This window comes from Bacillus cereus group sp. MYBK216-1 (genome assembly GCF_051916495.1).
In the GTDB taxonomy this organism is placed as follows: Bacteria; Bacillota; Bacilli; order Bacillales; family Bacillaceae_G; genus Bacillus_A; species Bacillus_A thuringiensis_K.
In genome coordinates, this window is the sequence record NZ_JBQAGT010000003.1 from 775,254 (window position 1) to 794,202 (window position 18,949).

The window sequence follows — 18,949 nt, forward strand, 5'->3', positions numbered from 1 at the left end:
ATTTGTATAATATGTACTTAATTCCATAACATATTGCTGATTGGAGAAACCAAAGGCATTTTATCTGTTGATAAAATGCCTTTGGTTTTTTTATTGCACAAATGCTGAATCTGTTCATTTATATGAATCATTTTAAGGAGGGAAAGAAATGACTGTTTCAATTGATGAGGTATCAAAATATTTTTTGAAACAAACTGGTATTGTTCAAGTATTAGAGAATATTAATGTTCAATTAGAGAAAGGGGATTTTGTTACAGTAATCGGTCCGAGTGGGTGTGGAAAAAGTACATTACTAAAAATTGTTGCAGGTCTAGATAATGATTTTGAAGGTGAAGTTGTTATTGACGGGGAGCCTATTTTAAAAACCAGCAAGAAACAAGGTTTTATTTTTCAAGAACATAGGCTTTTTCCATGGTTAACAGTTGAAGAAAATATAGCGGCAGATTTGTCGTTAAAAGATAAGTATGTGAAAGATAAGGTGAGAGAATGGGTTGAAATCGTTCGGTTAGATGGCTTTGAAAAATCGTATCCGAAAGAAATTTCAGGCGGGATGTCACAACGTGTTGCGATAGCAAGAGCGTTATTAAGAGATCCCAATATATTATTACTTGATGAACCTTTTGGAGCGCTGGATGCTTTTACTCGAAGTCATTTACAAGAAGTATTGCTAAATATTTGGGAGCAGAAGAAAACAACAATGATATTCGTTACACATGATATAGACGAAGCGATATATCTTTCAAACCGAATCATCATTATGAGTACAAAGCCTGGAAAAATACATAAAGTAATTGAAAATAATTTGCCTTATCCGCGAAATAAAACTTCTCAATTATTCCAACAACTTCGAACGAAAGTATTACAGCAGTTTGAATATGGAGGATTGATTCAAACGAGTATATAGGAAAAGGGTGATTTTATATGTATAAAAAATTTAAAGTTCTTTCTTTTGCTTTAGCTATATCAGTATGTTTATTAGGATGTGAAAAAAGTACAGCAAGTAGTAAAAAAGAAGATGTAACAATACAAATTGGTATACAACAAGGATTAAGCCCGCTATTACTAGCAAAGAAAAAGGGGTGGTTTGAAGAGGAGTTTAAAAAAGAAGGAGTTAAAGTGAAATGGACAGAGTTCCAAAGTGGACCTCCTTATTTTGAAGCAATTGCATCAAACCGATTAGACTTTGGTGAAGTAGGGAATTCTCCAGTCATTTCAGCGCAAGCAGCAGGTATTGGATTTACCGAAATCGCCAATACAAGTTATGCGAGAAAAGGAACTGGAATTCTCGTTCAAAAAGATAGCAAGATTGCGAGTGTAAAAGAGTTAAAAGGTAAAAAAATTGCAGTAGCAAAAGGAAGTAGTGCCTTTAATTTATTATATCGAGCACTCGATAAAGAAGGTATCGATGCAAAAGATGTAAATGTCATTCAATTACAACCAGATGAAGCGCAGCCTGCATTTGAATCAGGATCAGTAGATGCATGGGCGATTTGGGACCCTTTCATATCATTACATACATTAAATAAAGGTGCGAAAGTGATTGCAGACGGTGAAACATTAAATGTCTCTTCACCAGAATTTTTAATTACGAGAACAAAATTTGCGAAAGAACATCCAGAATTAGTTGAGAAATTCCTCAAAGTTTATGAGAAAGCACGTGTATGGCAAGATGCTAACTTAGATGAAGCAATAAAAGTATATACTTCTGTAAAAAAGATAGATGCGGAGATCGTAAAAGAAGTGTTTAATCACGACAAACCAATTTTAGTTCCGGTAACGAAGGAAATAATAGCAGAACAACAAAAGACAGCGGATTTTCAATATAAGCTCGGTTCTATAAAGAAAGAAATTAAGACGGAAAAAGTTGTAGATAATTCTTTCGTAGAAAAAGCATTGAAAGCGAAGTGAAAAGAGGTTTTGTAAAGTGGAAAATACGAAAGCTGTTATGAAACCAGCGAGTATAACGATTGAGAAAAACAGCGTCAAGAAGGTGCGAAAGTTAAATGTAAAAATTTTAGTAAGGGCGATTACTATACCGGTTATTATATTAATAATTTGGCAGTTGGCTGGCGTATTCGGTCTTGTTTCTAAAACAGTCTTACCAACACCATTAGATATTTTTCTAGCTTTCCAAGATCTTATTAAAACAGGAGAGTTATTCGGCCATTTAAGTATTAGTGTATTTAGGGCTGCGGCTGGTTTCTTTATTGGCGGAGGCTTAGGAATCATTTTAGGAACGATTGTTGGATTTTCAACGAGAAGTGAGCAATATTTAGATCCATCTGTGCAAATGTTAAGAACTGTACCTCATTTAGCTGTTGCACCGCTTTTCGTATTATGGTTCGGTTTTGGTGAAACATCGAAAGTGTTATTAATTGCAGATGGTGCATTTTTTCCTTTATACGTAAACGCATTTTTAGGTATTAGAGGTGTGGATTCAAAGTTATTTGATGTTGCGAGAGTGTTAGAGTTTAGTAAAAGAAAATTAATCACGAAACTAATTTTACCAGCTGCATTGCCTAACCTTTTACTAGGAGCAAGGTTATCGTTAGGTGTTGCATGGGTGAGTTTAGTAGTAGCAGAACTTATGGGGTCTACAGAAGGTATTGGCTATATGATTATGGATGCAAGGCAATTTTCAAATACAGATATCGTATTTGTCGGCATAATTATATTTGCATTTGTTGGGAAGTTTTCTGACTCTCTAGTACGTTTACTAGAAGTGAAGTTTTTAAGATGGCGAGATAACTTTAAAGGTGAGACAGGGGATTAACATATAAATTATTAGGGGTAATTTATATAGAATGTGTTAGTATACGACTCAAAATAAATAAGGGGTGTGTAAAGGTATGGAATTATTATGGTTTATTCCGGCTTATGGAGATGGTCGATATTTAGGAACGACAAAACGAGGAAGAGCAGCTGAATATGGTTATTATAAGCAAGTTGTTGCGGCAGCTGATTATTTAGGATATACGGGTGTTTTACTTCCAACTGGTCAAGGATGTGAAGACCCTTGGGTGTTAGCTTCAGCTCTTGCTGCTGAAACAGAAAAACTAAAATTTTTAGTAGCAGTGAGACCAGGACTAATGTCACCTACAGTTGCAGCGAGGATGGCATCTACATTTGATAGAATTTCAGATGGGAGACTACTTATCAATGTAGTAGCTGGAGGAGATCCAGTTGAACTACAAGGAGATGGATTATATCTTGAGCATGATGAAAGATATGAAGCAGCGGATGAATTTTTAAAAGTTTGGAAATCGACATTGCAGGGTGAAACGATCTCTTTAGAAGGAAAACATATTAAAGTTACAGATAGTAAAGTTGTCTTCCCACCAGTTCAAACGCCCTATCCTCCAATATATTTCGGGGGATCATCAACTGCTGGAAAAGAAGTAGCAGCTCAACATAGTGATGTATACTTAACGTGGGGAGAGCCGCCAGAGCAAGTGAAAGAGAAAATAGAAGAAGTAAGAAAACTTGCAGAAGAGAAGGGGCGTACAGTACGATTTGGCATTAGATTACACGTAATTGTAAGAGAGACAGAAGAAGAAGCATGGGAAGAGGCAGAACGTTTAATTCAATATGTGGATAATGAAACAATTGAGCTTGCTCAAAAGACATTTGCAAGATATGATTCGGTTGGTCAAAAACGGATGACACATTTAAATAAAGGTACGAGAGAGTCGTTAGAGATAAGCCCTAATTTATGGGCTGGAATCGGACTTGTAAGAGGTGGGGCAGGTACTGCACTTGTAGGCGATCCGCATACAGTAGCAGAAAGAATAAAAGAATATGAATCGTTAGGAATTGATACGTTTGTTTTATCAGGATATCCACATTTAGAAGAAGCATATGAAGTGGCAGAATTGTTATTCCCATTATTGAAAGACGAGAAGAAAGAAGCAAATAAAATTGTTGGTGAAATGATTGCTGATGCATATGCATTAAAAAAATAGTCAGAAATAAAGTTTCATCTATTTATTGCTTCATTTTGTTTATTGCCTGTTAATACGGGATAAAAAATCCGCAAGTTATTCGCTTGCGGGTTTTCATCGTAAATTATTAGAAAATATGGTAAAATTAAAGGGTAACTTAAGGTGCGGTTGGTTGTTCAATTATCACTTCTCCGAGTAGGAGGGGGGTGATAATACGTGAGTGAAATAGCGTTGCTACTGCAGGGTGGACTGTTTCTCGTTGCATTGTTAACGTTCGTCGTCGTTTTAATAGACAAGCTCAAAAAATAACAACCCACCTATGCCTATAGAATGTGGGTTGTTTTGTTTGTAAGAAACAAATAGGATAAATGAACAATCCAATCTGCTAAGTTACGTGGACTAGTGTGTAGCCGCACACTAGTCTTTTTTATTTATATACAATTTATAATTGGTTTATGTGATTGTATTGTTCTTTTCATACTCATTATAACACAGTGTCTTTTCATCAAGAAAGGAGACCGTATGTTCTGGTCCTTATTATATAGTAGGTGCTTTTTCTTTAAACAGCCCATCCATATACTGTTTTAAACTTTGGACATGAAATTTCTGTGTATTCACATTATTTACACCGACAATGGGTGATGGAAGGTCAAATCTTTTTTCTGATAAATGAACGACAACATCAAAGATGTCAAACAAACGAATGAAGCAAAACAGACCGTCTTTATCGCTAAGTAAAATAAAGTAATGATTTTCACTACTTGTATTTAGCGTATTCCATAAAGAACTTTTGCTTAAATCACGTACAATGCTTTTTTCTTTTAGTTCCACGAAATCTGCATTTGAGAGAATGGTAGAGATATCAATTGCATCTTGATTTTCAAAGTAGCCATCAACTGTTTGTACAGCGAATGTATAAGCCATTTTTAATATACTCATTTTATATTTACGGTTATCTAATAGCAATTCACGTTGAATAGAACTCGCTACTTTCGTTACACGTTCCTCTTTCCAAATTTCATTATGTAAGGAAATATCGTGCTTTTTACATAGTTTCATAATTAATGCATTAGAATAAAGAATTTCGTCGCTTACTTCGACAACATCAGTCTCAGCAGCCGCAAGTTCTTCGCCGTGCTCATTCGTATAGAGTGGGGAATCAATTTGTCTTTTCATTTGTTCAATCTTAAATTGACTCAATTTATGCCTAATTAAAGGACGATCAATATTTGTTGTCATTTGTTCATGGCAAGTATCACAAATTGAGTTTGTGAAATAATATCCACATAATATTTCTGGAATGACATATTGTTCACTAAGTTCTTTCGTATCTTTTCTGCAAATGATGCATTGTGTCATTTTTATCACCTTTACCTGCAAATTTGTATGTAATCTCATTGTAGTGTATTTATCGGTATTTTGGAATATTGTAAAGGAAAATATTATGTGAAATTCATACTTATTTTGGTACAATGAAGAGAAGTGCTAGTTTAAAGGAGGCCATTTTTTTGAAATCAAAAGTGCACTTTTGGACATTAGAAGTGCTAATGGTTGTAGGAATCATATTTATTTGCACAAAAATATCATTTTTATTTCAACCGATTGGTATCTTCATATCAACATTATTTTTCCCAATCTTAATCGCGCTTTTTTTATACTTCATATTTAATCCTGTATTAATCTTTTTGGAGAATAAAAAAGTACCTAGAAATTTAGCGATATTGCTGTTATATCTTTTTATCATAACATTAACTGCGGTTGGCGTTGGAGTAGTTGTTCCTACGATTTCACAACAGCTAATGGACTTAGTAAAAAATATGCCAGGCTACATAAAAGAGGGAAAAGTATACATACAAGAATTATCACATCATAGGTTGTTTGAATGGTTATCTACACAAAACTACGTTTCCATTGAAACAATTGAAAAAAATGCGATTGAATACTTAAAAGATATACCAAATACAATTACGTCGAGTGCAACGGCTTTATTTGGTATTATCACGAACGTTGCGTTAGTTGTATTTACTGTACCGTTCATTTTATTTTACATGTTTAAAGATGGACATGCCTTTCCAGGAAAAGCGGTAAGTTTATTACCAGAGTCTTACCGTGAAGAGGGGCTTCGTATCATTAAGGAAACGAACGAAACATTATCTGCATATATTCAAGGGCAAGCGCTCGTTTGTATATTTGTAGGTGCTTTTACTTTTATCGGTTATTTAATTATCGATTTACCGTACGCTTTTGTTTTAGGAATTATAGCAGCATTTACAAACATCATTCCTAACTTAGGTCCATTTATCGGAGCAGCACCAGCTGTTATTGTAGGACTGTTCGTATCTCCGATGCAAGCCTTATACGTAATTATTATCGTAACAATTGTACAACAGTTTGAAAGTAATATTATTTCACCACGTATTATGAGCTCAAAATTAAACATCCACCCATTAACAATTATTATCCTAATTTTAGGGGTAGGTAACTTTGCTGGAATCATCGGAATGATTTTAGCAGTACCAGTTTATGCAGTAACAAAAACAGTTGTTTCGAACTTAGTGAGATTGTTTAAGACGAAGAGAAGTAATCGGAAATAGTAAAACCTGAGAAAGATACACCTCTTTTTAAGTGGTGTATCTTTTGTTTATAAAAAAATAATTAAAAGCGGGTTGATTTGATTTTATTATATATTTTTTATATATCAAATTCAGTGATGAACTTGTGTGATATAAGCTCTATAAAACTATGTGGAATCCCTCTGAACTATCCAAATCATTTCTTTACAGCGTGCTATTAACATCATAATCTACTCCTTTCAATTCTATATAGTTAAACGATTAAAGATGAGTGTAGTATTTGCTTCTACGATCTCGAATTTCATTAATAACTTGATTATATTGTCTTTCTTGTTTTAATTCATTTTGAGATATTGTTTCTTTTTGAATCGTAATCGTTAAAAAGAAAAGGTGAAACTTCATATGTGAATTCCTCCTTTCGAATTGGAATTACAGATGACTACAGTAATGACTTTGTCTTTCTTTTACAGAATCCATAGCCTGATTAATTTGTCGTTCATGAAGCATTTCAGACTCAGAAAATTTATTTTTTTGAATGGTAATGGTTAAAAAGAATACTTTAAATTTCATAAAATAATTGCCCCTTTATAAGTGATTTAGAAAAAACGAGTGTAATAAGAAATTAAAGGTGACTACAGTAATGACTTTGTCTTTCTTTTACAGAATCCATAGCCTGATTAATTTGTCGCTCATGGAGCATTTCAGACTCGGAAAATTTATTTTTTTGAATGGTAATGGTTAAAAAGAATACTTTAAATTTCATTAGATAATTACCCCTTTATAAGTGATTTAGAAAAGACGAGTGTAATAAGAAGATTGGCGCTCTTTTACTTCGTCCATAATGTTTTGGATGTGTTGCTCGCGTAAAATCTCTTTCTGTGAGAGCTTACGTTTTTGAATGGTGATTGTTAAAAAGAATGCTTTAAATTTCATGAATATATTACCCCTTTAAAATATATTTTTAATACATTTGAGTGTAGTGCGAACTTTTAATGTCAGTTATTTTATCAGTCAGTCGTTTTAACTGTTGTTTACGATTGATTTCAGTTTCAGATAAAGTATTTTTTTGAAGCACAGTCGTAAAAAAGAAAATATGAAAAGTCATAAATGAATTCCTCCTTTCGAAAAGGAATTACAGGTGATCACAGTAAAGTGCTTGGCGCTCCTTAACATCATTCATAGCTTTTTCAATTTGCTGATTATGAAGAATTTCATCTTTGGAAATTGTATTTCTTTGAATCGTAATACTTAAAAACAATACGCTAATAGTCATTGAATGTTGCTCCTTTCTTAGAAAAATAATGTAAGAGACTAAAAAAATCGCGCAAAAAAACCACAGGAAGATACAGTTCTCCTATGGCTGGGCGTGAAAAAGCCACAGGAAAGTATACGACCTCCTGTGGCGAATTTATGAATTAAATGAAATAAAGTACGATTTTCAATTCTCCATTAGGGTGGTCGAATTCATATTTAATTGTCCAGAAAACACAGGTGCAGTTAACGCTAAAGTTAATGCATGTAATTGTAATTTCATCATTTCCTTCGACCTCCTTTTAGAATTTTTTTCTTACGTTAGTAAGTATATACAATTAATGGATAATTGTAAACATAAAAAATGAAAATTTTTAATTTTGATTAAAATGCGTATATTTAAAAAGGGATTTGAAAGTAAATATTGTAATTAACGAATATCGATAAAAATGGGGGATGCTAAATGAAATATATGCATCATAACATGATCGTTATGCTAACAATTTTTTTATTCATTGCGGCTTGTTCTGACGGAGAAAGAATAAAAGATATATATGATGTTAGGTCAGATGATTTTAAGAAATATACTGGGACATACGTTGGTAATAATTCAGATGTGGTTGCAATTGTTAATCATTTACCCGGTGGTGGAACAGTTCAAAGTATAAGTTTAGGAAAGTTTGGCGGGAAAATAATAATCATGCTATATGAAAACTTCTCATTTGAGAAGTTTTTTTATTTTTATAGGTAAGCAAAACAAGTTGTTGAAGGGCAGGCTGTCATAGAATATGATACATATTATAATGAGGAAAAGTTGAGGGGATAAAAATGCGTACAATTTTACTTTTTCTAAACAACATGTCCATCGATAAAATAGAGAACATTAGACATAAACATGATCCTTTATTTGGATTAATTCTACCGCATATAACAATCGTATTCCCATTTAAGAGTAATATTTCAAATGATGAATTAAAATCTCATATTTTTAATGTATCAATAGGGGGAGGCAAAATTGAAATTGAGTTTGCAAATCGTATCACTAGTGTAGGAAACTATTTGTTTTTAGAAGTTGATGGAGGAAGAAAACAAATAGAAGAACTACATGATAGGCTGTATACAGGACCTTTATTACAATTTTTGAAAGAAGACATTCCGTACATCCCGCATGTAACAGTCGGAAGAAAAGAAAGTGCCGAATTAGCTGCTGAAGTAGTGAAGGAGATTCCTAGTTTTCATGGGGAGTTAAATTGTGTGATTGATAGAATAAGCGTGGAGCGGATTGGAGAGAACGGGGAATCAATTATTGAATTTGAAGTGCCATTTCTAAAAAGCTGACAAAAGTCAGCTTTTTATTTCGTAGCATGAAGTAATGCACCAATTGCACCGCTATTACCACCATCTTGTAAAAAGATTGGTGTTTTATTTTGATATTCGGTGTAGCTACTAATAATATGTTGAAGTTGTACGTTATTACATAAAGTCGAACCAATATAAATAATATGTTCAATGTTTTTGGTTTCAGCGAATTGAAGGCTTAATGCAGTAACGACTTCACCGACAAGTCCTTGCACAGTAGCTAGTATATCGGAGCTACTATTATTTGATTCTGTAATGGCTGCTTTTCCGAAGTTGCTAGCAGTTAAGTTATTATCGATAGGGGAAAGAATACCACCATAAATATCTCCAACCGTAATATCTAGTTCTTTTCTAGATCCTACTTTTGTTAGAGGTATTATATCTTCAAAATGATCTATATTTGTTAACAATTTTGAAAGTCCCATAATAGTCCCACCGCCAACTCCGGTTCCACCAGCGCGAATATATTGTTCATTATAAACATAATGGATAGAAGTACCTGTACCGATATTGGTTAAAATAAAATTGTTTATAGTGTGTTTTTCTTCTTTTAATATGTATTGGACACCTGCAAGAGTAGATTCAAATTCGTTTAGCTCTATTATTTTATATGAACCTGTAAGCAGTTGCTGTAATAATTTCGATTTACCACCCGTAATACATATTTGTTTTATGCCATTGTTGTTTTTAATCCAATCTATTATTTTATGTTGTTCATGAGAATAAAATTTTTTAAAAGTTAATAGCTTTTTTTCGTTAAAATAAGCTATTTTCGTTAATGTGCCTCCAGCATCGATACCGATAGTACGTTCCATTTTCCTGCTCCTAACTACGTAATATGTTTTCCTATTTACTTAATTGGTTGAGAATAGATATTTCCAACTGATATAAGGAACACTTTAATCTGCTTGATATATTAATAGTTTTTCTATAGTTACAATAGGCTGGTCGTTGACAGTTGCAATACCTTTACCAAGAACAAAACCTCGGCGATTGCGCGTTAGCTCATAATGTAAATCAAGTTTATCACCGGGATATGCTTTTCCGTGGAATTCAACTCCATCTAAAGAGGAGAGGAATCCTAGTCCTTCAGAATCACTTGTATGTACAAATGCACTAAGCTGAGCAAGTGCTTCTACAATTAACATATGAGGCATATGTTTTTGACTATCATTTATAAACCATTCGTTATTTGTAATGAGTTTATATCCTGTAACGAATTCATCTTGTTTTGTATTTGTTACTTTATCAATCATTAAAAATGGATAACGATGGGGAAGTGTGTCTTTAATATGCATATGAAAGTACCTCCAATTAATAATACCCCTGCTAAAGTTAAGCAGGGGAGTGGGAACTAATTTTTAACTAATTCATTTACTTTTTCAAGGACGAAAATGCCGCTATTTCTAATGTTTTCAACAACTTGTTGCAACACTTCTTTATTTTGAACGAGTGCAATACGTACGAAGCCTTCTCCGTGAGGTCCAAATGCATGACCAGGTGTAATAACGACATTCGCACGATCCATTAATGCATAAGCGAAGTCTAGAGAAGTCCATCCTTGTGGAATTTCAGCCCAGACAAACATACTACCAGCTGGCTTATCGACATTCCAGCCAAATGTTCGGAATCCATCGATTAGTGTATCTCTACGTTCTTGATAAATTTCACGGTTTTTCTCACAAAACGTAGCACCGTTTCTTAGTGCAGCACATGCCGCTTTTTGAATTGGTAAAAATACACCGTAATCGGTATTAGATTTAAATTGAGTAAGTGCACGAACAATTTCTTCGTTTCCAATCATATATCCAATACGGCTACCTGCTAAACTATAACTTTTTGACAAAGAATTGATTTCTACACCAACTTCTTTAGCACCAGGTACAGAGAGGAAGCTAATTGGCTTATTACCATCGAAATAAAATTCAGCATAAGCAAAATCATGGACAACGATAATATTATGCTTTTTCGCGAATGCGATTACTTCTTTAAAGAAATCTTCATGAGCTATTGCTGGAACGGGATTCCCTGGGAAGTTTAAAATCATCATCTTCGCTTGATCAGCAATTTCTTCAGGGATAACTTCTAAGTCTGGTAAGAAATCATTCTCTTTCGTTAAAGGCATGTAGTAAGATGTTGCACCAGCCATTTGAATACCTGTTTCATAAGCTGTATATCCTGGATCAGGAACTAATATAATATCACCTGGATTTGCATAAACCATAGGTAAATGAACGAGCCCGTCTTGTGAACCCATTAATAATAAAACTTCTTTATCCGCATTTAATAAAACGTTATGAGTGTTGTTGTAATATTCAGTTACAGCTTCGTGAAATTCTTGAATACCGGATAATGTATACCCGTAGCTCTCTTTTTCACTCGCTGTATGTACCATTGTTTCTCTTACAAAATCAGCGGGCGGCATATCAGGATTTCCGATGCTCAAATCAATCATGTTATGACCTGCTGCAATTTTTTCTTTTTTATAGGCTCCTAATTCACTAAATATAGAAGATTGGAATGCTTTCATTCTAGTTGCTAACGTGTAAGTCATCAAAACCCCTCCTAAAACAGTGCTTTCATTCTGCATTTTTAATTATTCTGAAAACACATGTTTATATTTTATCATTTTTTTATGAAAATTAAAACGATTGACAAATTTAGAGGAAGGATCAGCCTATTTTGAAAAGTATCGATGTAAATAGCGTAGATGTGTTAATTAAAATGTGTATTATATGATTCATTTTATATAACTTAAGGTACTTTCTAGTTTTTATTAAGCATATTTCTCATATTTTGAATGAAAAAGAATACGAAAACAAGGGCTATTTTTGTGGACGATTTCTAAAGTGAAATAACGCAGAAAATATTTTCTGCGTCTCCTCTGAAATGTAATCATTTCTTTTTATATGTGCATAATTTTTCGGCTGTCAAAAAGTATACATTTAATGTACCGTCGGCAACTTTTAAAGTTTGGTCCGATGTAAATGAATTACCATAATCAATGTGATATACATTAGAATTTTTTACAAATGAGCCTTTATATAAATCGTCTTTATTCTTTGTTGTTTGCATTTCTACTAAATTTTGCACAATTTCCTCTTTATTTTCTTTTTTGACAACTGTTTCAAATTTATAATATACAGGACATTCACCTTTTTTATTGTCAACGACTTCCCAAGAACCGTATATATCGTTATTGCTGCATCCACTAAGTAGGATAATTAGTATAGGAATTGTAAGTAGAACCTTTTTCATTTTGTGCTCCTTTCTTTTAAATTTGAATAAACGTGCGAATGCGATAGGGATATTATAATAAATAAAGTTTAAATTTTTTTAAAGAATTATTTAATTTCATATAAAAATTTAGGAGAAATTAAATAAGCATGAATCTAGTGTAAAGTCAGATTCATGCTAGTACTATAGCCTATGTTATGTCTTTTTTGAGGATAAATAAAGAGGAAAGCAGAATTACTATTCCATTTAATATATATACGCTTGCGATCATAAAGGCTAACGTACCTGCGCCAAATCCTGCTTTATCAAATATAGAAGCAAATGTTGCGATAGTCAAAAAGATAATGGGAGTCAGTAGTAAAAATATGAAACCTGCCACGATTCTTTTTTTAAAACTATGTCCAGATAAGGAAATGGCTAAAAAGTTTAGGATGCTAAACAGAACAATTGCAAAGAGCAGGATAATAAATACTTCGATGCCATCAGACATTTTACCACTCCTTTTATAAAGAGTACTTTTTATAATCTATTCGAAATAAAAGGGGGATACTCCTTTAGGTAATTTCAATAAACGTAATAAATAGGCGTATTATAAAACAAAGAAGTATGGATTCAATATTAGATCCATACTTCTTTGTTTATTTTATAAATTCGCAGATTGCGAATGCTGTTTTTCATAATGTTTCTGCTTAGAAAGGGAAATAGAAATAATCAATAATGAAACGACTCCGAAGATGAGAACCATATATTGTAACCCAATTGTATCTAAGAAGAAGCCTGTGCCAAGTAAGACGATTTGGAACATAACCCTCTCAAACATATTACGGAATGAGAAGAGGCGACCGTGATAACTTTTTTCCACTTTCGTTTGGAAAATCGTCGACATAATAGGGAAGAAGCAGCCAACACTAAACCCAAATAAACCAAATGATGTAAGAGCCATCCATTTTATATCGCTAAAGAACAATGACAGATGTGCAAAAGCAGTACAAACTGCGAAGAAATATAGTAATTTTTCAGGTTTGAAATGATCAGATAGACGTTTAATTACGAAGGCACCTAACATAAATGCGACACCTTCAATTGTATATATGAACCCTTTAATCGTAGGATCATGTTGCATTTCGCTAATGTTAATAACCATTAAATTAAACCCAGCTATAAATAATAGAGGGATGATACTTAATATAAGTGCTGTAAAAGCAATAGGAATTCCTTTTAAAATACGAAATACTTCCATAAAGCTATTATCTTTTGCAGCTTGTTTACTTGGTGTTGTTGATTTCTTGTCTTCGAATTGTAGGAAGAAAGTCGAGAGGAATAATAAGGCGTATGCTGCCATTGAGAAGGCATACATGTACTGTAAACTCATCACAACTAAAAGAATTCCACCTAGTGAAGTACCTGCAATACGAGCAATTGTACCAACATTCATATGTACACCGTTCATTTGTAATAACTCATGCTCACGTACGATGAGTGGAATTACAGATTGTAATGCAGGGAAATAAAATGCTGCTGAAATTTGAAGAGCAACCATAAATGCAATCATAAATGCGATACTTTCAAATTGAATAGCAAAAAACATGAAAATAACACTTAAAACTCGACCAAATCCAGCGTAAAGAAGAACTTTTTTCTTTTCATACTGATCGATGACACGGCCAGCCATAGGTCCAACTAGAACACCGGCTAATAGTCCGATAAATAATATAACTGATTTCATGAAATCAGAAGGGACATATTTTTGCATAAATTCAAGGTTGCCAAGAATACCAAGCCATAATCCTAGACCTGCAATAAACTCCCCAATTAGAACAATCCAAACGTTTTTATTACGCCACATAACATAAAACCTCTCCGTCTTTTAAAATGAAAAACTCGTATATAAAACCTCCTTATTTATGTATTATTTTCATACGAACTTTTTTAGAGTCAGAGTCTATATTACGTGTTTCATAATTGGATTTCAATCTTTTTGATTTGTCAAAAATTTGATGTGTTAATTGATGAAATAAGTGAATCAAAACGTAAAAAATTTATGATTAAAGCTAATAGAAAGTAAAGGTACATATAAAAAAGCAAGAACGTATAACTACGCCTCGCTTTTCTCAAGTACAAAATTAAATATTAGATTCACTTAGCAACATTTACGCTCTTGTCCAATAGCTAAAGCGCTAAAAGATAGTGGGCCAACAACTTCTGCGCTTGCACCACTAGTAAGGTTTTCTACAGTTAATGAATATTCGTGTGTTCCACATAAGATGATATTTTTCTTAATGCTTTTTGTAATTAAGCAGAATATTCTTCTTTACGTACTTCAAAAAATTCATTACGTCGTAAGTAATTATAAATTTTCTCTGAAACCTCTTCTTCTTCAGACACTAAGAAACGATGATCAAAAGCGTAGAAAGATTGACCTTTAATTAATTTTACGTAATACATATTAAACGCCTCCTGACACTAGATTATTACTTGCTTCATATTATGATGGCCTATATGTCTGCTAAAAATACTTGGAGTTTCAAAGGGGATAAGTAAAGGGATAAAAGAGCTTACAATTCTGTAAGGTTTATGTCACCTTTTTCGATAGTTTGTATTTACCAATTTCTTCTATAATGCAAATAGGTTACATAAAATAAGGGGGTAAAAAGATGGATGAAATAATTGGAGAAGTTGTAGCTGGTATTTGTGAATTTGTAGTGGAAGTAACAGCAGATGCTATAGGAAGTTTAGTTTCCGGAAATGATGAGGAAAAAGAAACATTATAATAATTTGTAAAAGAATAAAGTTAATCAAATTATAAAGGCTGATTTCTAAAGGGAATTCAGCTTTTTTATTTTTTACATTATATTAACTTAATTTGAATATTCATTTGTTATCATATTTAAGAAGCCTATATAAGGAGGTGAATAAACAAATATGTCGAATTCAGGGCCTGATTTATCTGTTTCTCGTTTGATTGTGGTAAATATAGAGGAAAAAGAATATCATTTTATTGTTCGTGAACATCCGATTGTAGGGAAATTTATTTCGCTATTTGAAAATGGAAAAGAATACGGTTTAATAGATAAACAAATCGCTAATAAAGATAAATTTATTACATCGGAGCTTACTAAGTTAGATTATTTTAATATAGATGTTTTATATCTTACACCTGGGTGGATATGGATTGGTATGGATCAATTCGGTTTACATGCTCGTGAGGCTACTTATAACGAAGTAGATGTTATTATGAAGTTGAAAGAGGATTTATATTATATAGATATATACGAAGAAATAAAAATGTAGTAAATATTTAGTCAGGTTAGGGGGCAAGTTCCCGTAGCCTTTTTTTGTTTAATGGAAGAACGTGTAATCATATTATTTTGATTATAAGGGAACATGATGAGAAGTGAGATGAAAAGAGGATTTGAAAATACATAAAGAGAATTGTAATAATTATATGAGTCGTATATGTAAATAACAATAGAAAGAAGATGATAATATGAGTAAAGAAGAGCTTGTGAAAAAACAGTTTGGCAGTAATGCAGATAAATATGTAAATAGTAAAATACATGCTAAAGGACTGGATTTACAATATGTAGTTCAACAAGTTGAGTCTCGTCATAATAATCGTCTTCTTGATGTTGCTACTGGTGGCGGGCATGTGGCAAATATGTTAGCACCTATGTTTGAAGAAGTAGTTGCACTTGATTTAACAGAACAGATGTTAGAAAAAGCAAAAGTTTTTATAAAGCAGAATGGTCATGAAAATGTATCATTTGTAGCAGGAAATGCAGAAAATTTACCATTTTCAGACCATTTTTTTGATACAATTACATGCCGGATTGCAGCCCATCATTTTACGAGTCCGGCTCAATTTATTTATGAAGTAAATCGTACGTTGGAGGATAATGGATTATTCATCTTAATAGATAATGTTTCGCCAGAAAATAATGAATATGATACATTTTATAATTTTATAGAAAAAAAGCGTGACCCAAGTCATGAACGAGCTCTAAAAAAGACAGAATGGCTTACTTTATTAGAAAAAAACGGTTTGCAAATGCAGTCATGTCTGACTTTTGATAAGAAGTTTGATTTTGACTGGTGGTGTAATATGATGGATGTCCCTGTACAAAAGCGTGAAAAGTTAACAGAATGTATGATGAAAGCACCAAACGAAATGAAGGGATATTTTAATATTCAATTTAAAAATAATAAAGTAGAATCGTTCTATACTGAAATGGCTATGTTTATATGTAAAAAAAGTACAACGTTAAAAAGATAAATGTGTTGCAGTCTTTCTGAAGTACGATATACTTAGTACAGAGAAACTGAGAATTGAGGAATAGTTATAATGATTCGTGTACGCATTGAAGGTACTGAGGAAGAAATGCTTGAATTTATGGGGAAAATGCCAGACATTCCTGGATTTGAAAAGACACATATGAGAGAGCCGAGAAAAGGAAATAACCCGAAATACGATTCAAGTAAAAATGTACTTGCATATTTGTCTTATAAAAAGATTGAAGTCGCCAATAAATAGGCGGCTTTTTTAGTTTGCGCTGTTTCACCGCCTTGTCTTTTTCACATAATAATAATAGTAGAGTATGCTCAAGAGGGGTGAGAATAGTTAATAAGAAAATTATCTTTTTTGGAGACTTTGGTATTGATGACGCCGTAGCGTTAATTTATGCAAATAAAACATGTAAATTAGATATTCTAGGTATTGTTGCTGAGTACGGGAATGTATCACGAGATATCGTTACGGAAAATGTTTATTTTTTAGAAAGGTATTATGCTACACACGTGAAAATTATTGAAGGTGCGAGTAGACCGATGACAGCCGAAGAGCCTTTGTTTTTCCCTGAAATCCATGGGGATCACGGTTTAGGGCCTATTATTCCACCTGAGATGAGAATTTGTAAACGAGAAAATTTTCGTGAATTAATCAAATTAATCGAACCTTGTCCAGAAGATATTATAATTGTGGCGACAGGGAGGCTAACGACGCTTGCTACGTTATTTTTATTGTATCCAAATATAATGGATCGTATTTGTTCGTATTATATAATGGGCGGCGCTTTCCTATTTCCAGGTAATGTTACACCAGTATCTGAAGCGAATTTTTATGGTGATCCAATTGCAGCAAATATTGTTATGAAATATGCGAAAAACGCTAGTATATACCCGTTAAATGTAACACAGGGCGCGCTTATTACGCCTGAAATGGCCAATATAATAGATAAAAAAGGAACTGGACAGGCGAAACTCATTAAACCAATGATTGATTTTTATTATGAGAACTTCTATAAAAAAGAATATCCGGGTATTGGTGGAAGTCCTATACACGATTTACTACCGTTTATCTCGTTTATAGATGACAGTATTTTCGAATATAAAAAATCGGCAGTGTGGATTAGTACGACAAATGATGTGACTAGGGGCCAAAGTGTAGCAGACTTTAGAAAAATAGGTGAGCCAACAAGGTTTGATGATCGGCCGATTCAAAGAATTGCTGTTGGTTTTAACTATGCAGCTTTTAAAGAAGAGTTTATGCGAACAATATTGAAGCCAGATTGTCCTTAATGTGTGTAATAACAAGTCGGATAAATCGTTAGTTCAAAAAAAGGTTTAATCTGTGTGTATTATTCTCAAAAATCTTAAAGTTGAACAACATGAATAACTTATGAAAAATGTCACATAACTAATGGTAAGCAATTGTTTCTAATTATATTTTGATTGGTGAAATGTAAAGGAGGTTATTATATGATTTGGTCTTTAATCGTCGGTGGTATATTAGGATGGCTTGCGAGCTTAATTACTGGAAAGGACGTACCTGGTGGTGTAATTGGTAATATTATTGCTGGTATTATCGGTTCTTGGGTTGGTTCGAAATTACTTGGTAGTTTTGGTCCAGTCATTGGCGGATATGCAATTATTCCAGCTTTAATCGGTGCGATTATTTTAATTTTTATCGTAAGCTTCTTATTACGAGCAATGCGAAAATGAATGTAAGGACTGTTTACATTTGTAAGCAGTCCTTTTTATATGTTATGCTAGTATTATACAATTAGGAGGTGTCAGCATTGAAAACATTTACAGTAAATTTCCATCAAGAAGATAATGCTAAAGCGACAACAGTACATAAATTAAGTGAAGAGGACTTTAACAAAGCAACAGAAAAAGGCACTCGTCATCTATTTGATTTAGATACAAACGTTGGATTCTTCGTATTCTTTGACGCAGAAGATGCAGAAGGAAACGATCAATACTTAATGTTACAGTACGAAGGTGATCATGAAGAGCCAACTGCGTGCTACGGATTTGATTTAAAACTATACTATCAATTTTTAGCACTGTACTTAAACGATCTTGAGTTCCAAGGTGAAACAGATGAGGAAGAGGAAGAATACGGTCCAATTCATCATTTAGCGCATTTACTTTATCATATTGTTGAAGATGGTAAAACGGTGGAATTGTAATATACATATTTGAAGCTGCCCTTTTTGGGCAGCTTTTTTATATGACATTGGAATGGTGTACTGTGAGCTAAATAAGTGAAACTTTAATCAGTGGGGGTTTTGTTCATCCCCACTGATT

Annotated in this window: 27 protein-coding genes and 2 pseudogenes; 14 read left to right on the top strand and 15 right to left on the bottom strand. The window is 33.1% G+C overall.

All coding sequences use genetic code 11. The features are described from left to right. Window positions 1-148 precede the first annotated feature (148 nt). From ACTFRH_RS14170 to ACTFRH_RS14190, 5 genes are all read left to right on the top strand, one after another. A complete protein-coding gene (locus ACTFRH_RS14170; protein ID WP_000218572.1) occupies window positions 149-904 on the top strand; it encodes an ABC transporter ATP-binding protein in 756 nt (251 codons plus the stop codon). 17 nt (window positions 905-921) lie between these two features. Further along, a complete protein-coding gene (locus tag ACTFRH_RS14175; RefSeq protein WP_440048874.1) occupies window positions 922-1,908 on the top strand; it encodes an aliphatic sulfonate ABC transporter substrate-binding protein in 987 nt (328 codons plus the stop codon). A 16-nt stretch (window positions 1,909-1,924) separates the two neighbouring features. Next, window positions 1,925-2,773: an ABC transporter permease gene (locus tag ACTFRH_RS14180; protein ID WP_000432129.1), complete on the top strand. Its 849-nt coding sequence runs from the start codon at window positions 1,925-1,927 to the stop codon at window positions 2,771-2,773. A 76-nt stretch (window positions 2,774-2,849) separates the two neighbouring features. Then, the gene (gene ssuD, locus ACTFRH_RS14185; RefSeq protein ID WP_000422295.1) at window positions 2,850-3,962 is read left to right on the top strand and encodes an FMNH2-dependent alkanesulfonate monooxygenase; all 1,113 of its coding nucleotides are present in this window, start codon (window positions 2,850-2,852) and stop codon (window positions 3,960-3,962) included. Between the two features lie 195 nt (window positions 3,963-4,157). Beyond that, window positions 4,158-4,250 carry a putative holin-like toxin gene (locus ACTFRH_RS14190; RefSeq protein ID WP_001289320.1) on the top strand — a complete coding sequence of 31 codons (93 nt, stop codon included), beginning with the start codon at window positions 4,158-4,160 and terminating at the stop codon, window positions 4,248-4,250. Between the two features lie 228 nt (window positions 4,251-4,478). On the opposite strand, the gene ACTFRH_RS14195 is transcribed toward ACTFRH_RS14190, so the two are convergent. Beyond that, window positions 4,479-5,300, bottom strand: coding sequence for an HNH endonuclease (locus tag ACTFRH_RS14195; RefSeq protein WP_000189712.1), 822 nt, complete (start codon window positions 5,298-5,300; stop codon window positions 4,479-4,481). Between the two features lie 149 nt (window positions 5,301-5,449). Here ACTFRH_RS14195 and ACTFRH_RS14200 point away from each other — a divergent pair, with 149 nt between their 5' ends. After that, complete coding sequence (locus ACTFRH_RS14200) at window positions 5,450-6,535, top strand: AI-2E family transporter (RefSeq protein ID WP_000837892.1); 1,086 nt, start codon at window positions 5,450-5,452, stop codon at window positions 6,533-6,535. A 240-nt stretch (window positions 6,536-6,775) separates the two neighbouring features. Here the strand turns inward: ACTFRH_RS14200 and ACTFRH_RS14205 are convergent, their stop codons facing one another. From ACTFRH_RS14205 to ACTFRH_RS14230, 6 genes are read right to left on the bottom strand one after another with little or no spacing between them, the layout of a single operon-like run. Next, on the bottom strand, window positions 6,776-6,916 hold the full coding sequence (locus ACTFRH_RS14205; protein ID WP_000668500.1) for a YrzI family small protein: 141 nt from the start codon (window positions 6,914-6,916) through the stop codon (window positions 6,776-6,778). 27 nt (window positions 6,917-6,943) lie between these two features. Next, a complete protein-coding gene (locus ACTFRH_RS14210) occupies window positions 6,944-7,084 on the bottom strand; it encodes a YrzI family small protein (protein ID WP_000669805.1) in 141 nt (46 codons plus the stop codon). A gap of 52 nt (window positions 7,085-7,136) precedes the next feature. Then, window positions 7,137-7,277 (bottom strand): YrzI family small protein, encoded by a 141-nt coding sequence (locus ACTFRH_RS14215; RefSeq protein ID WP_000669805.1) that lies wholly within the window; start codon window positions 7,275-7,277, stop codon window positions 7,137-7,139. 26 nt (window positions 7,278-7,303) lie between these two features. Then, entirely contained in the window at window positions 7,304-7,447 is a 144-nt protein-coding gene (locus ACTFRH_RS14220) for a YrzI family small protein (RefSeq protein ID WP_000668963.1), read from the bottom strand. A gap of 28 nt (window positions 7,448-7,475) precedes the next feature. Further along, entirely contained in the window at window positions 7,476-7,619 is a 144-nt protein-coding gene (locus ACTFRH_RS14225; RefSeq protein ID WP_000142730.1) for a YrzI family small protein, read from the bottom strand. A gap of 27 nt (window positions 7,620-7,646) precedes the next feature. Next, window positions 7,647-7,787 (bottom strand): YrzI family small protein, encoded by a 141-nt coding sequence (locus tag ACTFRH_RS14230; RefSeq protein ID WP_000156196.1) that lies wholly within the window; start codon window positions 7,785-7,787, stop codon window positions 7,647-7,649. Window positions 7,788-8,228: 441 nt separating this feature from the next. Here ACTFRH_RS14230 and ACTFRH_RS14235 point away from each other — a divergent pair. Further along, window positions 8,229-8,438, top strand: a pseudogene (locus tag ACTFRH_RS14235) (DUF4825 domain-containing protein); the annotation flags it as partial. A 155-nt stretch (window positions 8,439-8,593) separates the two neighbouring features. Continuing rightward, window positions 8,594-9,103, top strand: coding sequence for a 2'-5' RNA ligase family protein (locus ACTFRH_RS14240; protein ID WP_001259202.1), 510 nt, complete (start codon window positions 8,594-8,596; stop codon window positions 9,101-9,103). Window positions 9,104-9,117: 14 nt separating this feature from the next. Here ACTFRH_RS14240 and coaW read toward each other — a convergent pair whose 3' ends face one another. The 8 genes and pseudogenes from coaW to ACTFRH_RS14280 form a co-directional block, all read right to left on the bottom strand. Further along, window positions 9,118-9,939, bottom strand: coding sequence for a type II pantothenate kinase (gene coaW / locus ACTFRH_RS14245; protein ID WP_000442497.1), 822 nt, complete (start codon window positions 9,937-9,939; stop codon window positions 9,118-9,120). A gap of 84 nt (window positions 9,940-10,023) precedes the next feature. Beyond that, the gene (locus tag ACTFRH_RS14250) at window positions 10,024-10,422 is read right to left on the bottom strand and encodes a 3-hydroxyacyl-ACP dehydratase FabZ family protein (protein WP_000547643.1); all 399 of its coding nucleotides are present in this window, start codon (window positions 10,420-10,422) and stop codon (window positions 10,024-10,026) included. 56 nt (window positions 10,423-10,478) lie between these two features. Further along, window positions 10,479-11,678: an LL-diaminopimelate aminotransferase gene (locus tag ACTFRH_RS14255; RefSeq protein WP_000222706.1), complete on the bottom strand. Its 1,200-nt coding sequence runs from the start codon at window positions 11,676-11,678 to the stop codon at window positions 10,479-10,481. A gap of 341 nt (window positions 11,679-12,019) precedes the next feature. Next, entirely contained in the window at window positions 12,020-12,382 is a 363-nt protein-coding gene (locus tag ACTFRH_RS14260) for a hypothetical protein (protein ID WP_000757017.1), read from the bottom strand. Between the two features lie 169 nt (window positions 12,383-12,551). After that, entirely contained in the window at window positions 12,552-12,851 is a 300-nt protein-coding gene (locus ACTFRH_RS14265) for a hypothetical protein (protein WP_001279457.1), read from the bottom strand. Window positions 12,852-13,004: 153 nt separating this feature from the next. Next, window positions 13,005-14,207, bottom strand: coding sequence for an MFS transporter (locus ACTFRH_RS14270; protein WP_000269261.1), 1,203 nt, complete (start codon window positions 14,205-14,207; stop codon window positions 13,005-13,007). Window positions 14,208-14,501: 294 nt separating this feature from the next. After that, window positions 14,502-14,618, bottom strand: a pseudogene (gene exsC / locus ACTFRH_RS14275) (exosporium protein ExsC); the annotation flags it as partial. Window positions 14,619-14,653: 35 nt separating this feature from the next. Then, the gene (locus ACTFRH_RS14280) at window positions 14,654-14,806 is read right to left on the bottom strand and encodes a YqbF domain-containing protein (RefSeq protein ID WP_000291905.1); all 153 of its coding nucleotides are present in this window, start codon (window positions 14,804-14,806) and stop codon (window positions 14,654-14,656) included. 477 nt (window positions 14,807-15,283) lie between these two features. Here ACTFRH_RS14280 and ACTFRH_RS14285 point away from each other — a divergent pair, with 477 nt between their 5' ends. The 6 genes from ACTFRH_RS14285 (at window position 15,284) to ACTFRH_RS14310 (ending at window position 18,831) form a co-directional block, all read left to right on the top strand. After that, window positions 15,284-15,652, top strand: coding sequence for a hypothetical protein (locus tag ACTFRH_RS14285; protein ID WP_000071478.1), 369 nt, complete (start codon window positions 15,284-15,286; stop codon window positions 15,650-15,652). Window positions 15,653-15,848: 196 nt separating this feature from the next. After that, complete coding sequence (locus tag ACTFRH_RS14290; protein ID WP_000031308.1) at window positions 15,849-16,634, top strand: class I SAM-dependent methyltransferase; 786 nt, start codon at window positions 15,849-15,851, stop codon at window positions 16,632-16,634. 69 nt (window positions 16,635-16,703) lie between these two features. Next, on the top strand, window positions 16,704-16,892 hold the full coding sequence (locus ACTFRH_RS14295) for a DUF3970 family protein (protein WP_000621885.1): 189 nt from the start codon (window positions 16,704-16,706) through the stop codon (window positions 16,890-16,892). Window positions 16,893-16,969: 77 nt separating this feature from the next. Next, window positions 16,970-17,935, top strand: coding sequence for a nucleoside hydrolase (locus tag ACTFRH_RS14300; RefSeq protein ID WP_001223677.1), 966 nt, complete (start codon window positions 16,970-16,972; stop codon window positions 17,933-17,935). A gap of 180 nt (window positions 17,936-18,115) precedes the next feature. Beyond that, window positions 18,116-18,358 (top strand): GlsB/YeaQ/YmgE family stress response membrane protein, encoded by a 243-nt coding sequence (locus ACTFRH_RS14305; protein WP_000638306.1) that lies wholly within the window; start codon window positions 18,116-18,118, stop codon window positions 18,356-18,358. 77 nt (window positions 18,359-18,435) lie between these two features. Continuing rightward, a complete protein-coding gene (locus tag ACTFRH_RS14310) occupies window positions 18,436-18,831 on the top strand; it encodes a hypothetical protein (protein ID WP_000847588.1) in 396 nt (131 codons plus the stop codon). The last annotated feature ends 118 nt before the right edge of the window (window positions 18,832-18,949 follow it).